Here is a 13,882-nt window from a genome sequence, read left to right on the forward strand (position 1 = left end):
CTCAGGCTCCCTTGGAATCGCTTTTCAAACTGTTGTCTACCACATGTTCGGGCGGATCGAAGGTTCGTGTGGTTCTGAGGATCGGAAACAGCTTGGCCCATGCGGCGACGGTAATCACTGCGCCAGCACCCCCCAGCACCACTGCGGCAACCGGGCCAATCAGCCAGGCGAGCGTGCCGGAAAAGAAATCGCCAAACTCGTTCGAGGCCGAAATCGTCATCTGCGACACCGCCGACACGCGCCCGCGCTTGTCATCGGGCGTATGCAGCTGGATGAGAGACTGGCGGATATAGACCGAGAACATATCCGCGCAGCCGATGATGAACAGCATGGCAAGACTCAGCGGCATCGAGGTGGATAGGCCGAAGATAATCGTCGCAAACCCAAATACCCCCACCGCATACAGCATGCGCGGGCCGACATTGTGCTTGAGCGGACGGAAGGAGAAGAAAATGGCCGTCAGCGCCGCGCCAATGGCCGGGGCCATGGCCAGTTGCGACAGGCCGGTTGCGCCCACTTGCAGGATGTCGCGCGCATAGACCGGGAAGAGCGCGGTGGAACCAGCCAGGAATACGGCAAACAGATCGAGCGAGATCGAGCCCAGCACCATCTTGTTGTGCCAGACATAGGCCAGCCCCTCGCGTATCTGGCCGATAGGGTTTTGCGAGCCGGTCAGCGCGCGGCGCGGAATCGGCCCGATCAGTCCCAGCGCGGAGAACGCGAGCGCGAACAGTACCGCCGCCACCGTATAGGGCAGGTGCGGTGCCATTTCGTAGAAATAGCCGCCCACCGCCGGCCCCACGATCATGCCCGCCTGCCAGGCAATGGATGACAAGGCGATCGCTTGCGGCAATTGCCCTGCCGGCACCAGATTGGGGGCCAAGGCGCCCAGCGATGCGCCGGTAAAGGCGCGCGCGACGCCGAGCGCTATCGCCACGCCGAACAATGCCGGGATCGAGACCGCCGCGCTCCATGTCAACCAGGCGAGCACGCCCGCGCAGGCGAGTTGCAGCAGGATTGTCAGCCGCGCCAGATTACGCCTGTCGAACCGGTCAGCGGCGAGGCCGGAAAACGGCGTCAGCACGAACAGCGGGGCGAATTGCAACAGGCCGATGAACGCCAACTGGCCCGCCGCGCCGCCTACACTCATGCCCCCATCGCGCGCCAGATTATAGGTCTGCCAGCCGATGATGAGCAGCATGGCATATTGCGCCAGCGTCATCGTCAGCCGCGCGACCCAGAAGGCGCGGAAATTGGGGTTGCGGAAGGGGGAGGAAGCCGGATGAGCGGATGGGGCGGGCGTGTCAGTCACGCCCGCGCCATGGCAGCACGCCCGGTCTTTGCCAAGAAGTTAGGCGTTTGGTGGTGGAAAGTTCAGCCGCGCCTGCGCAGTTTGGGGTTGGGCTGAAGCTCGCGGATCATCGCCATGAACACATCCACGCGGATGATGCGTTCGAACTGAAAACCTGCCCGGTCTTCCGTCGTCCAGATGCAATAGGCCTCGATCCGGCCCACCACCGGCAGGCGCACGATCAGTCGGTCGCCGCGCGCCAGTGCGGGCGCATTGTCCACCATGAAGCCGTGCGCGGAGATATTGCAGACATGCAGCTTCATGTCGCCGGCCACGCGGTGTTCCGCGATCACCGGGTAATCCACCGGATGCCGCGATGAACGCCGCAAATCGGTGACGGAAAGCTGAGCTCCGTATCCCATAGTTTTGCGCTCCCTTGCGTTTATTGCCGACCCGCAAAACGCATTGCCGCAAAAAGCTGGATAAAGGGTAAAGGCGCCGGAACTGCGTTTGGTCAAACCCCGCGCAGCACGGCGTGCTTCTTGCGCCCGAGGCTGAGTTTGCGTTCTTGCCCGGCGGACAGTTCCACCAGTTGCGCGGGATCGTGCACCGGCTCGTCATCCAGCTTGACCGCGCCTTCGGCGATCTTGCGCTTGGCCTCGCCATTGGATGCGGTGAAACCCAGCGCGGTGAGCGCATTGCCGATGCGCACGCCTTCGCCCGACACCTCCAGAACCGGCAGGTCACCGCCCAGACCGCCTTCGCCAAAGGTCTGCGCGGCGGTTGCTTCCGCCTTCGCCGCCGCATCGCGGCCGCGCACCAGCCGGGTGACTTCATTGGCAAGCACCACCTTGGCGGCGTTGATCTCGCTGCCCTGAAGGGCTTCAAGACGGGCGATCTCGTCCAGCGGCAGATCGGTGAACAGCTTCAGGAAGCGGCCCACATCCCGGTCGTCGACATTGCGCCAATATTGCCAGAAATCGTAAGCCGGCAATTGCTCCTCGTTCAGCCACACCGCGCCCGCCGCGGTCTTGCCCATCTTCGCCCCGTCCGCCGTGGTCAGCAGCGGAGTGGTGAGGCCGAATACCTCCACCCCGTCCATCCGGCGCGTCAGTTCCACGCCGTTGATGATGTTGCCCCACTGGTCCGACCCGCCCATCTGCAGCCGCACGCCCATCTCGTGCGCCAGATGGCGGAAATCGTAGCCCTGCAGGATCATGTAGTTGAATTCGAGGAAGGTCATCGGCTGTTCGCGATCCAGCCGCAGCTTCACCGAATCGAAGGTGAGCATCCGGTTGACGGTGAAATGCGTGCCCACCTTCTGCAGCAGCTCGATATAGCCGAGCTTGCCCAGCCAGTCATGGTTGTTGACCATCACCGCATCGGTGGGGCCGTCGCCGAACACCAGCAGCTTCTCGAACACCTTGCGGATGCCCGCGATATTGGCCTCGATCGCCTCGTCGCTCAACATCTTGCGGCTTTCGTCGCGCCCGGTGGGATCGCCGATGCGCGTGGTGCCGCCGCCCATCAGCACCACCGGCTTGTGCCCGGTCTGCTGCAGGCGGCGCAGCATCATGATCTGCACCAGGCTGCCGACATGAAGGGATGGCGCGGTGGCATCGAAGCCGATATAGCCCGGCACCACCTGGGCAGCGGCCAGTGCGTCGAGCGCCCCGGCATCGGTTACTTGGTGGATATATCCCCGCTGGTCGAGCAGGTTGAGCAGGTCGGACTGGAATTGGCTCATGCTTCTCTCTTTTCGTTGCCGCGCCGGTTAGCAAGCGGCAACGCCATATGCAAACACACCACTTGTCCTGCCATCGTGCGCATGCGCCGCTTTCCGTTACTGCGGTGGAGGTGCGCTGGGGCTTGGTGGGGTCCTGGCTGCAATTGCGCTGGCGGGTCGAGGGAGCCGCACGAGTGATCGTGCCGCCCTTTGCAGGACGCGTGCGGCGTGACGGGCTGTGGCAGACCACCTGTTTCGAGATGTTTGTCCGGCCAGAGGGCAGGCAAACCTATGCCGAGTACAATTTCAGCCCGTCCGAGGCCTATGCTGCCTATGATTTTGCGGGTTGGCGCGAAGGGATGGCGGAGCGCGCTATCAGCCATGCGCCGGTCATCACTCCGCGCCGGGCGGCAGGCGTGCTGATCGTGGATGTGGCCATTCCGCTGGCTGATCTGCCGCCGCTGCCCGCGGCTCTGTCGCTTACCTGCGTGATCGAGGAGGAGGGCGATTCAAAGACTTTTTGGGCGATGGATCACGGGGAAAGCGCGCAGCCCGATTTCCACCAGCCCGCTTGCTTCGCCGCGGCACTTGCGGCACCGGAGTGTGATGAAATTCGGAATTGATCGCCTGCTGGCGGAACAGGACTTGCTTGCGGCGCTTGTGGCACGCCGCGTGGCGCTGGTGGCGCATCCGGCTTCGGTCACCGAAGACCTCACCCATTCGCTCGACGCGCTGATCGGGGCAGGGGTGAATGTCACGTCCGCTTTTGGCCCGCAGCACGGGTTGAAGGGCGACAAGCAGGACAATATGGTCGAAACTGCGGACGAACTGGATCCGCTGCACAATATCCCCGTCTTCAGCCTGTATGGCGAAGTGCGTCGCCCCACGCCCGCGATGATGGACAGCGCGGATGTGTTCCTGTTCGATTTGCAGGATTTGGGCTGCCGCATCTACACCTTCGTCACCACGCTGCTTTACCTCCTGGAAGAGGCGGCAAAGGCAGGCAAGGAAGTCTGGGTGCTCGACCGCCCCAACCCGGCGGGCCGCCCGGTGGAAGGCACCACGCTCCTGCCAGGACAGGAAAGCTTTGTCGGCGCCGGCCCCATGCCGATGCGCCACGGCTTGACCATGGGCGAAATGGGCCACTGGTTCATTCGCCAGTTCGCGCTGGATGTGGAATACCGTGTGGTTTCGATGCAGGGGTGGCAGCCCGATGCCGCGCCCGGTTTTGGCTGGCCGGAAAGCCGCATCTGGATCAACCCATCGCCCAACGCGGCCAGCATCAACATGGCGCGCGCCTATGCCGGAACGGTGATGCTGGAAGGCACCACGCTGTCCGAAGGACGCGGCACCACGCGTCCGCTGGAAGTGCTATTCGGCGCGCCCGATGTCGATGCACGGGCCGTGCTGGCCGAAATGCACCGGCTTGCACCTGCCTGGCTGGCAGGTTGCGCAATCCGCGAATGCTGGTTCACGCCTACCTTCCACAAACATTCGGGCCAGTTATGCAGCGCTCTGATGATCCATGCCGAAGGGCGCTTTTACGATCACGCCGCGTTTCGTCCGTGGCGCTTGCAGGCGCTGGCGTTCAAGGCGATCCGCCGCCTTTACCCGGATTACCCAATCTGGCGCGACTTCCCGTATGAATACGAGTTCGACCGCTTGGCGATCGATGTCATCAATGGCGGCCCGTCCTTGCGCGAATGGGTGGACGATGCCGCCGCCACGCCCCGCGACCTTGACGCGCTGGCCGCGGGCGATGAACAGGCGTGGCAGGCGGAAATTGCGGATCTGCTGCTGTATTGATCCTAGGCCGACTGGCCTAGGCCGGAGACTTGGCGCATCGGCTTAACCATTTGTCCTGGCTGCGATGATACAACGCGCGGATGGATCAGACCGCGACACTGACCCCCGCTGCCGCAACCCAATCCGTTCCGCCGTGCAATCTGTGCGGCGCGCGCGAGGCGCGGCACCTGTTCACCAAGGCCGGATACCGGCTTGTCATGTGTCAATCCTGCGACCTTGCCTTCATTGCCAACCCGCCCGATGCCGCGGCCATAACCGCTCTCTACACCGCCAAGGCATCCTATCACGACGACCTGCTCGACCCCGCATCCGCATCGTTTGCCCGGATGCGCGCTATTGCCCGGCAGCATATCGCCATCCTCGCCCGCAGTATCGGCGCGGCAAAGGGGCTGCGCCTTCTCGATATCGGTTGCGCGAACGGGCTGTTTCTCGATGAAGCGCGAAAGGCGGGATACGATGCCCACGGTGCCGAACTTTCGCCCGAAACATCGGCGTTTGCGCGCACGCATTTCGGCCTGCCGGTGCATACCGGGGACTGGCGCAATGCCGGATATGCGGATGCCAGTTTCGATGTGGTGACTCTGTTCGACGTGATCGAACATCTGACCGATCCGATGGCCGAACTGCGCGAAGTGCGGCGCCTGCTAAAGCCGGGCGGGCTGTTGCTGCAATCCACGCCTGATATCGACGGGCTGTTCCCCCGTGTGTCGCTGAAAGTGGCGAAGGCGATTGACTACTGGCCGCACCCGGAGCCGCCCTGGCACCTGTTCCAGTTCTCCGCCCGCACCTTGTCCGCGATGACGCAAAGGGCGGGCCTTGATGTGACACGCGCCGACCGGACGATGATAGGGCTTGATTACACCTTCGGCACCCCTGCCAGCTGGAAAGTCAGCCCCAAAATGGTGCCCTATGCGCTCGCGTTTGCGCCGGTGGCGGTGCTGGGCAAATGGCTGGGGCAGGGCGATTGGCTGTATCTGGCCGCGCGAAGGAGCGCTGATTAAGGTTCTTGTCTTGGCGCAATGCCGGGTTATCCCATGTGTGGGAGAGGACGCATATGCTCAGATTCTACAGCTTCGGCCCCGGTGCCAATTCCTTGAAGCCCATGCTGGCCCTTTACGAAAAGGAGCTGGAGTTTGAGCACAAGCTGCTGAACCCGCGCAAGTTCGAGCACCATTTGGATTGGTACAAGGCGATCAATCCACGCGGCCAAGTCCCTGCGCTGGAAGATAAGGGGCGCATCATCACCGAAAGCACGGTGATCTGCGAATATCTGGAGGACGCGCATCCCACGGCGCTGAAACTGCGCCCCGCCGATCCTTATGATGTCGCGCAGATGCGCATCTGGACGAAGTGGGTGGACGAATATTTCTGCTGGTGCGTGTCCACGATTGGCTGGCACCGCCATGTCTCGAAAATGGTCGAAAACCTCTCCGATGCCGAGTTCGAGGAAATGGTTGCCCGCGTGCCTATCCCCGAACAGCAGGTGAAATGGCGCCGCGCGCGCGAAGGCTTCCCGCAGGACCTGCTCGACGAAGAAATGCGCAAGATTGCGGTCAGTGTGCGCAAGCTGGACGATCATCTGGCGGATAATGAATGGCTGGCGGGCGGCGTCTATTCGCTGGCCGATATCTGCAATTTCTCCATCGCCAACGGCATGGAGAAGGGGTTTGCAGACATGGTGAACCGCGAAGACGCGCCGCATCTGGTGCGCTGGATCGAACAGATCAACGCGCGCCCACAAGTGCAGCGCCTGTTCGCAAATGTGCCGCGGGAATTTTAGGCCGAGGTCTAGCGTCTTTCGCGTTCTGCCAGCGCCGCCTGCGCCAGCGCCAGAAACTCCATTTCCGAAACCGGTGCGGCCGGGTTGTTCCAGCTCATCGCCAGAACCCACCACGCCCCGGCATCGTCGCGCAGCAACCAGCTGAAATTGAGCACGCCCGGTTCCGACCCGCCCTTGTATCCGGCATAGTTCCAGCCGGAAAAGCGTTGCCGATCCATGCCGAGGTTCACGCCCAGAATATCCAGCGCAACGGGAACTTCGACAAGGCGAGCATAGATGCGCGCGATATCCTGCGCGCTGGCGAACCATTCGACGCCGATGAAACGCGGGCCCGATGCGAACACGCGCTGGATATCGGCCATGTCGAGCTGCCTGTCTTGCAATCCTGCCAGAATGGCGCGCCGCTCCGCCTCGTCGGCTGCTTCATACCGGGCCAGTGCGGCGTCCTCCCCCAGCTTCAGCAGGAACAGTTCGCGCGTGGTGAGATAGGGCAGGGTAGCCGCAGGCGCCGAATGGCCCGATTCGACGAGTTCCGCCTCCACCGCTTCGCGCCCCAGAACTGCCATAAGCTGATCGGTGGCGGTGTTGTCGCTGATCGAAATCATCATCGTGGCCAGCGTGTGCAGCGTCACCGGGCTGCCGCGCGGCCAATCCTGCATCTGCCCGCTGGGAAAGCTGCGCTCGGTCAATTCCACCACATCATGCCAGCGCCGCTCGCCCCGCGCAATCGAGCGGGAGAGCGCGGACAGGACGTAAAGTTTGAAAGTGGAGCCGACGGCAAATTGCTGGTCGGCGTTATGCGCGGCGATCACTTCGCTTCCGTCCAGCCGCGCGAACAGCATCGCGGTATCGCCCCGCAATTCGCGCAATTGTTCTTCCATTGAAAGGCCGCGATCGTTCACTGGCGCAAGATCGTTGAGCAGCAAGCCCGCCACACGGTAAGGCGCGGTGCCTTCCAGTTGCATCGGCCCGCGCACGATCGCGCGTTCAAACCGGATGGAAACGGTGGCCGCGCCGCGCTGCGCGCCCGGTTCGACCGCATCGAGCCCCACCAGTGCGCCAACCTGCGCGGTCAATTGCCGGCCGATCATGGCAAATTGCGCTTCGGGCACCGCCATCACGAAACTGTCGGCGAAAACCTCGGCATAGGGTTTCTCGCCCGCGATCACCGCCACCACATCGGCCGCGCGCTGGCGCAATTCCGCCTCGCTCTGCGCAGCGGTGGAAACCACCGCGCCGCTCGCTGGAATTGTCAGCAATGCCAGAAGGATGGCGCACAGGCGGCGGAAAGAACAGACAGGCAGCGTTATCATAAAAGTAACCAGACTTGTTTAGCCCCCTTGGCACGAGAGAATAACCTACTCCGGGGAACGGGACATGGAACTGGGCAAGATCGAATTATCGGGCCACGAAGCTATCGACCTTATTCCCGATAGCTGCGGCGAAGTCATCGTCGGATGTGCCGATCTGGCCGGGATCGTGCAATCGGTGATGGAAGCATCCAGCCGCCTGCGTGACGAGCACCAGGCTTTGCAGGGCACGATATCCACGCTGGAAGCCGATCAGCGGCAGGTCGCGCAGGCCTGCGACGAATCGCGCCTGCTGTCGCAGCGCGCGCTCGCCAGCCTTGGCGAAGGGGCGAGCCTGATCCAGTCCTCGCTGGGGCAGATCACCTCGCTGGTGGAACTGGTGGAGGCATTGTCCCTCCATGTTACCGGCTTTGCCGCCGCCATGCAGCAGGTACAGCGCTGTTCGCGCGATATTGCCGACCTTGCCGAGACGACCAACATCCTCGCACTCAACGCCACGATCGAGGCGGCGCGGGCAGGTGAAGCCGGGCGCGGATTTGCCGTGGTTGCATCCGAAGTGAAGGAGCTGGCGTTCAAGACGCACAAGGCAACCGACGAAATCACCCGCACGGTCGATGCGCTGGGGATCGAGGCAAGCCAGGTGATCGGCCAGATCGAAAACGGCTCGCAGGCCAGCCAGACCGCGCGCAATTCGGTCAGCCGCATCGAGGAAACGATCAGTGACGTTGTCCGTCTGGTCGAGGAAGTCGATGACCAGAACGACCAGATTGCCCGCGCCTCCAGCATGATGACGCATCATGTGCTGACCGTGCAGGACACGATCGAAGGATTCAACAAGGCTGCGCTCGATAACGAGGCGCGTTTGGCGCAGGCACGCACGCGCATCGTCGATCTGGAGGAAATGTCGAACCTGATGTTCGACCGCATTGTCCATGCCGGCCTGTGCCCGCGCGATCTGGACATGGTCGAAGCTGCCAAGAAAGCCGCAAAGGAAGTGGCCGATCTTGCCTCTGCCGCGCTGGCGCGGGGCGAGATCACCGCCGATGCGCTGTATGACGAAAACTACATCGAAATCCCCGGCAGCAATCCGCCGCGTTTCCGCAACCGCTTCTGCGACTGGGCGCACCAGCACTGGCGCCCGGTGCTCGACAAGGTGAAGGCGTCCGACCCGGCGATACTCACCACCGTATGCGACGACCGCAACGGCTATTTGCCCACGCATCTGACCGAGCGCAGCCGCACGCCTACTGGGGATCTGGCGCATGACACCGCCTTTTGCCGCAACGGGCGCCTGATCATCAGCGAGATGGACAAGCGCATCAAGCAGAGCAACGCCGACTATACGATGGCGGTGTACCGCCACGAAGGGAACGGCAATGGCTATATCGTGGTGCGGCAGGTCAATGTGCCGATCATCATCAACGGCCGCCGCTGGGGCGATTACGAGATTTCCTATCAGGTCTGAGCCGGACGGAATTCAGGCGTCGATCAGGTCGCGGTCCACTTCTCCGGCGCGGTTCTGGATGAAATTGAACCGGTGTTCGGGGTTCTTGCCCATCAGCTGGTCGACCAGTTCCTTCACCGCGTAACGCTGTTCATGTTCGGCGGGCAGGGTGATGCGGATCAAGCTGCGCGTGGCCGGATCCATCGTGGTTTCGCGCAATTGCTGCGGATTCATCTCGCCAAGGCCCTTGAACCGGCTGACCTCGACCTTCTTGCCCTTGAACCGGCCTGCCTCCAGTTCCGCCCGATGCGCGTCGTCGCGGGCATAGGCGCTCTCCTTGCCCGCGGTCAGGCGGTAGAGCGGCGGCTGCGCCAGATAGAGATGCCCCTGCCGCACCAGTTCGGGCATTTCCTGAAAGAAGAATGTCATCAACAGCGTGGCGATATGCGCGCCGTCGACATCGGCATCGGTCATGATGATGACGCGGTCGTATCTGAGCTGCGACGGGTCGCAATCCTTGCGCATCCCGCAGCCGAGCGCGAGAGCGAGATCAGCGATTTCACTGTTGGCGCGGATCTTGTCGGCGCTGGCTGAGGCAACATTCAGGATCTTGCCGCGAATGGGCAGGATCGCCTGCGTCTTCCGGTCGCGCGCCTGCTTGGCGCTGCCGCCGGCACTGTCGCCTTCGACGATGAACAGCTCTGTTTCCGCGTCACCTTCGCCGCTGCAATCGGTCAGCTTGCCGGGCAGGCGGAGCTTTTTCGCGCTGGTGGCGGTCTTGCGCTTGATTTCGCGTTCCGCCTTGCGACGCAAGCGTTCGTCCATCCGCTCCATCACGCTGCCCAGCAGCGCGCGGCCGCGTTCCATATTGTCGGCGAGGAAATGATCGAAATGGTCGCGCACCGCGTTTTCGACCAGCCGGGCGGCTTCGGGGGAGGTGAGGCGATCCTTCGTCTGGCTCTGGAATTGCGGATCGCGGATGAACACGCTCAGCATGACTTCCGCGCCCGTCATCACATCATCCGCCGTGATGTCCTTGGCCTTTTTCTGCCCCACCAATTCGCCAAAAGCACGCAGGCTGCGGGTGAGCGCGGTGCGCAGGCCCGCCTCGTGCGTGCCGCCATCGGGGGTGGGCACGGTGTTGCAATACCAGCTGGTCGATCCATCCGACCACAGCGGCCAGGCGACCGCCCATTCGACGCGGCCCTGCGTCTCTCCCGCCTCGTTCAGGGGAAAATCCTGGCTGCCGGTGAAGAAATCGCTGGTGACACATTCGCGCGTGCCTACCTGTTCGCGCAAATGATCGGAAAGCCCGCCGGGGAACTGGAACACCGCCTCTGCCGGGACATCTTCGCTGGCGAGCGAGGGCGAGCAGCGCCAGCGGATTTCGACGCCGGCAAACAGATAGGCCTTGGACCGGGCCAGTTTGAACAGCCGCTTGGCGTTGAACACGCGGTCGCCGAAAATTTCGGCATCGGGCACGAAAGACACGCTCGTGCCGCGCCGGTTGGGCGCCGCGCCAAGGCGCTGCAAAGGCCCTTGCGGCACCCCGCGTGAGAAGCTTTGCGCATACAGTTCCTTGCCGCGTGCGACCTCGACCCGCGTTTCCACCGATAGCGCGTTCACCACCGATACGCCCACGCCATGCAGGCCGCCACTGGTGGCATAGGCTTTCCCTGAAAACTTGCCGCCTGAATGGAGCGTAGACAGGATGACTTCGAGTGTGGATTTGCCGGGGAATTTGGGATGTTCGTCCACCGGCATTCCGCGGCCGTTATCTGTGATGGTCAGGCGGCGGGGCTGGCCGTCCACTTCCTCCAGCACCATTTCGATGCGGGTCGCATGGCCTGCCACCGCCTCGTCCATCGCGTTGTCGAGCACTTCGGCGGCAAGGTGGTGATAGGCGCGTTCATCGGTGCCGCCGATATACATGCCGGGACGGCGGCGCACCGGCTCCAGCCCTTCCAATACTTCGATGGCAGATGAATCGTAATCACCGCCGCCGGCGGGCAAGGCATCGAACAGGTCCTGGCTCATGCTTGCTGCTATAGGCGCGCGGATTTCTCCGCTTCAAGCCACTTGCTGCATTTATCGCCAGTTAGCCGGCGCTTTGAGCCGCCCTAGAATTGCCGAGGTGCCGGATCGACCACGCTGACGCTGCCATTGCCGATCTCGCGCACTTCGAACACCCGCTCGCCCACACCATCGGCACGGAACCGGAACGGGCCGTCCAACCCCAGAAAACCGTTGGGATCGAGCATTTGTTGCACGGGGAAGGGGCGGCCGGGCGTCCACTCGCGCGCGACGCGCAGGGTCAGCAAAACCGCGTCGTAACCCAGCGTGGCCAACCGGTAGGGCTGATTGCCGAACCGCGTTTCATACGATGTCGCAAACTGCCGGTAGCGGGCATCGGAGACCGAAGAAAACCATGCCCCGCGCAAGGATGCGGTGCGCGGCAGGGTGGTATCCCCGCTCCACAATTCCGGCCCGATCAGCGAGGGAAGATCCGCGCCCGCCTGTTTCAATTCATTGGCTGCGATCACCGCCATGCGCGGGCCATCCCCGATCAGCACGGTGTCAAATCCGCCCTGCCGGTTCAGCCGCGCGGCCGCCGCAGTAACCGCATTGGCGCCGCTGCCATAGCTTTCGACCGCTACCAGATTTGCCCCGCCGCGTTCGGCCGTGCGCCGAAGCGCGGCCGCCATGCGCTGGCCGAACTCGCCCTGCGGCACCAACGCGGCAAAGCGGCGTGCGCCCTGATTGATGGCAAAGCGCACCGTCCGCTCAACCGATTGTTCGGGCACCAGACCCATCACGAAGACATCCGCCCCGGCAATTCCCGCATCGTTGGAAAAGGTAATCAGCGGAACGCCGGCAGGCCGCGCCTGCGCCAGCACGGCCGACACATCATCACGCACCAGCGGGCCAAGAATCAGGCGATTGCCATCCGAAACCGCGCGGCTTGCCGCCAGAGCGGCCCCGGCAGCGGTATCGTAAGTGGTGATGCGCAGGTTTTCGGCATTGGTATCGAGCAGCGCCATTGTGGTGGCATTGGCGATCGACTGGCCCACCGCGCCGTTTTCCCCCGAAAGCGGCACCAGCAAGGCTACCCGGTGGCGGCCCTGATCTTCCGGAAGCACACTTGCATCGGGCAGATCGGTGGGCTGTTCCACAGGGGCAGTAGTGCCGGGGCGCACACCGCCATCGTCCGGGATCACACGGCAACCCGCCAGCACAATGGTGAGAAGGGCGAGGGCCAACCCGCGCCGCAAATTGCCGATCATGCTTGCTGCCTCCGCTTGAATTGGTTCATGAAGCGCGGGTGACCATCCCGACCACTTCCGCATCCCTGCCTCCCGGCCTCTATATCGTGGCTACCCCGATTGGCAATCTTGGCGACATCACCTTGCGGGCAAAGGATGTTCTGTCCACCGCAAGCCTGATCGCGTGCGAGGATACGCGCATCACCGGCAAATTGCTTAAACTGCTGGGCCTGTCGGGCCGGATGGTGCGGCATGACGATCATGCATCGGATGCCGACCGCGCCCGAATCGTCGAGGCGGCGATGGCTGCGCCTGTAGCTCTGGTCAGCGATGCGGGGATGCCGCTGATTTCCGATCCGGGATACAGGCTTGTCCGCGCCGCGCGGGAGGCGGGCGTGGCGGTGACCGTGGTGCCCGGTGCAAATGCGCCGCTTACCGCTTTGGCCTTGTCGGGTCTGCCGAGCGACCGTTTCCTGTTCGCCGGTTTCCTGCCACCAAAGGAGAATGCGCGCGCGGCGGTGCTGGCCGAACTGGCCCCCCTGCGCGCAACGCTGATCTTTTTTGAGACCGCGCCGCGTCTTGCCAAATCGCTTGCTGCGATTGCGGAGATCATGCCGGGGCGCGAAGTGGCGGTGGCGCGCGAGCTCACCAAGCTGCACGAGGAATGCCGCACCGGTTCGGCCGAGAAATTGCTGGCGCATTTCACGCAAAGCCCACCGCGCGGCGAAATCGTGCTGATGATCGGCCCGCCGGGAGAGCAGGCTGCGGGCGCGGTGGATGCCGATGCGCTGCTGCTGGCCGCACTCGCAGATGCCAAGCCCGGCCAAGCGGCGGGGCAGGTCGCCAAGACAACCGGGCTGGATCGCCGCACGCTCTATGCGCGCGCGATGGAATTGCAAAAGAAATGAAGCGGCAAAGGGCCGAGGCAAGAGGCCGCGAGGGCGAGGCGCAGGCCGCGGAATGGCTGCGCTTGCAGGGGTGGGAAGTTCTTGCCAGCCGCGTCAAAACCAAAGTGGGCGAGATCGATCTTGTCGCACGCCGCACAGGTCTTGTTGCCTTCGTCGAAGTCAAATGGCGCAGCAAAGTAGCCGCCCTCGACCTTGCCATAGATGAACACCGCCTGCGCCGCGTTGCCGCTGCTGCCGAAGCGGTGGCGCACGAATATGCCACGCAAGGCGAAGACATCAGCATTGATGTGATCCTCCTTGCGCCGGGCACCAAGCCTCGCCACATCACCAATGCCTGGCAGCCTTAGGAAGCCC

At 63.3% G+C, this 13,882-nt stretch carries 13 protein-coding genes; 7 read left to right on the plus strand and 6 right to left on the minus strand.

The window, feature by feature from the left end:
- Window position 1 precedes the first annotated feature (1 nt).
- From WFP39_RS01280 to tyrS, 3 genes are all read right to left on the minus strand, one after another.
- Complete coding sequence (locus tag WFP39_RS01280; RefSeq protein WP_336917304.1) at window positions 2-1,312, minus strand: MFS transporter; 1,311 nt, start codon at window positions 1,310-1,312, stop codon at window positions 2-4.
- A gap of 62 nt (window positions 1,313-1,374) precedes the next feature.
- On the minus strand, window positions 1,375-1,713 hold the full coding sequence (locus WFP39_RS01285) for a PilZ domain-containing protein (protein WP_336917306.1): 339 nt from the start codon (window positions 1,711-1,713) through the stop codon (window positions 1,375-1,377).
- A 92-nt stretch (window positions 1,714-1,805) separates the two neighbouring features.
- Complete coding sequence (gene tyrS, locus WFP39_RS01290) at window positions 1,806-3,038, minus strand: tyrosine--tRNA ligase (RefSeq protein WP_336917307.1); 1,233 nt, start codon at window positions 3,036-3,038, stop codon at window positions 1,806-1,808.
- Between the two features lie 47 nt (window positions 3,039-3,085).
- Between tyrS and WFP39_RS01295 the strand changes: the two genes are divergently transcribed.
- The 4 genes from WFP39_RS01295 to WFP39_RS01310 all read left to right on the plus strand — a co-directional run bounded on the left by WFP39_RS01295 (window position 3,086) and on the right by WFP39_RS01310 (window position 6,603).
- On the plus strand, window positions 3,086-3,640 hold the full coding sequence (locus WFP39_RS01295) for a DOMON-like domain-containing protein (protein WP_336917308.1): 555 nt from the start codon (window positions 3,086-3,088) through the stop codon (window positions 3,638-3,640).
- On the plus strand, window positions 3,624-4,823 hold the full coding sequence (locus WFP39_RS01300; RefSeq protein ID WP_336917309.1) for an exo-beta-N-acetylmuramidase NamZ family protein: 1,200 nt from the start codon (window positions 3,624-3,626) through the stop codon (window positions 4,821-4,823). Before WFP39_RS01295 ends, WFP39_RS01300 begins: the two co-directional genes overlap by 17 nt.
- A gap of 80 nt (window positions 4,824-4,903) precedes the next feature.
- Window positions 4,904-5,824 carry a class I SAM-dependent methyltransferase gene (locus WFP39_RS01305; protein WP_336917310.1) on the plus strand — a complete coding sequence of 307 codons (921 nt, stop codon included), beginning with the start codon at window positions 4,904-4,906 and terminating at the stop codon, window positions 5,822-5,824.
- Between the two features lie 53 nt (window positions 5,825-5,877).
- Window positions 5,878-6,603, plus strand: coding sequence for a glutathione S-transferase family protein (locus tag WFP39_RS01310; protein WP_336917312.1), 726 nt, complete (start codon window positions 5,878-5,880; stop codon window positions 6,601-6,603).
- Between the two features lie 8 nt (window positions 6,604-6,611).
- On the opposite strand, the gene WFP39_RS01315 is transcribed toward WFP39_RS01310, so the two are convergent.
- A complete protein-coding gene (locus WFP39_RS01315; protein ID WP_336917314.1) occupies window positions 6,612-7,916 on the minus strand; it encodes a serine hydrolase in 1,305 nt (434 codons plus the stop codon).
- 64 nt (window positions 7,917-7,980) lie between these two features.
- On the opposite strand from WFP39_RS01315, the gene WFP39_RS01320 reads away from it, so the two are divergent.
- Window positions 7,981-9,378 carry a methyl-accepting chemotaxis protein gene (locus WFP39_RS01320; protein ID WP_336917315.1) on the plus strand — a complete coding sequence of 466 codons (1,398 nt, stop codon included), beginning with the start codon at window positions 7,981-7,983 and terminating at the stop codon, window positions 9,376-9,378.
- Window positions 9,379-9,390: 12 nt separating this feature from the next.
- Here WFP39_RS01320 and parE read toward each other — a convergent pair whose 3' ends face one another.
- A complete protein-coding gene (parE, locus tag WFP39_RS01325) occupies window positions 9,391-11,394 on the minus strand; it encodes a DNA topoisomerase IV subunit B (protein ID WP_336917316.1) in 2,004 nt (667 codons plus the stop codon).
- Window positions 11,395-11,477: 83 nt separating this feature from the next.
- Entirely contained in the window at window positions 11,478-12,641 is a 1,164-nt protein-coding gene (locus WFP39_RS01330) for a penicillin-binding protein activator (protein ID WP_336917317.1), read from the minus strand.
- A 38-nt stretch (window positions 12,642-12,679) separates the two neighbouring features.
- On the opposite strand from WFP39_RS01330, the gene rsmI reads away from it, so the two are divergent.
- Both rsmI and WFP39_RS01340 read left to right on the plus strand, forming a co-directional pair.
- Window positions 12,680-13,528: a 16S rRNA (cytidine(1402)-2'-O)-methyltransferase gene (gene rsmI / locus WFP39_RS01335; RefSeq protein WP_336917318.1), complete on the plus strand. Its 849-nt coding sequence runs from the start codon at window positions 12,680-12,682 to the stop codon at window positions 13,526-13,528.
- On the plus strand, window positions 13,525-13,875 hold the full coding sequence (locus WFP39_RS01340) for a YraN family protein (RefSeq protein ID WP_336917319.1): 351 nt from the start codon (window positions 13,525-13,527) through the stop codon (window positions 13,873-13,875). Before rsmI ends, WFP39_RS01340 begins: the two co-directional genes overlap by 4 nt.
- Window positions 13,876-13,882: the final 7 nt, after the last annotated feature.

Source organism: Alteraurantiacibacter lauratis (genome assembly GCF_037154155.1).
Taxonomy (GTDB): domain Bacteria; phylum Pseudomonadota; class Alphaproteobacteria; order Sphingomonadales; family Sphingomonadaceae; genus Alteraurantiacibacter; species Alteraurantiacibacter lauratis.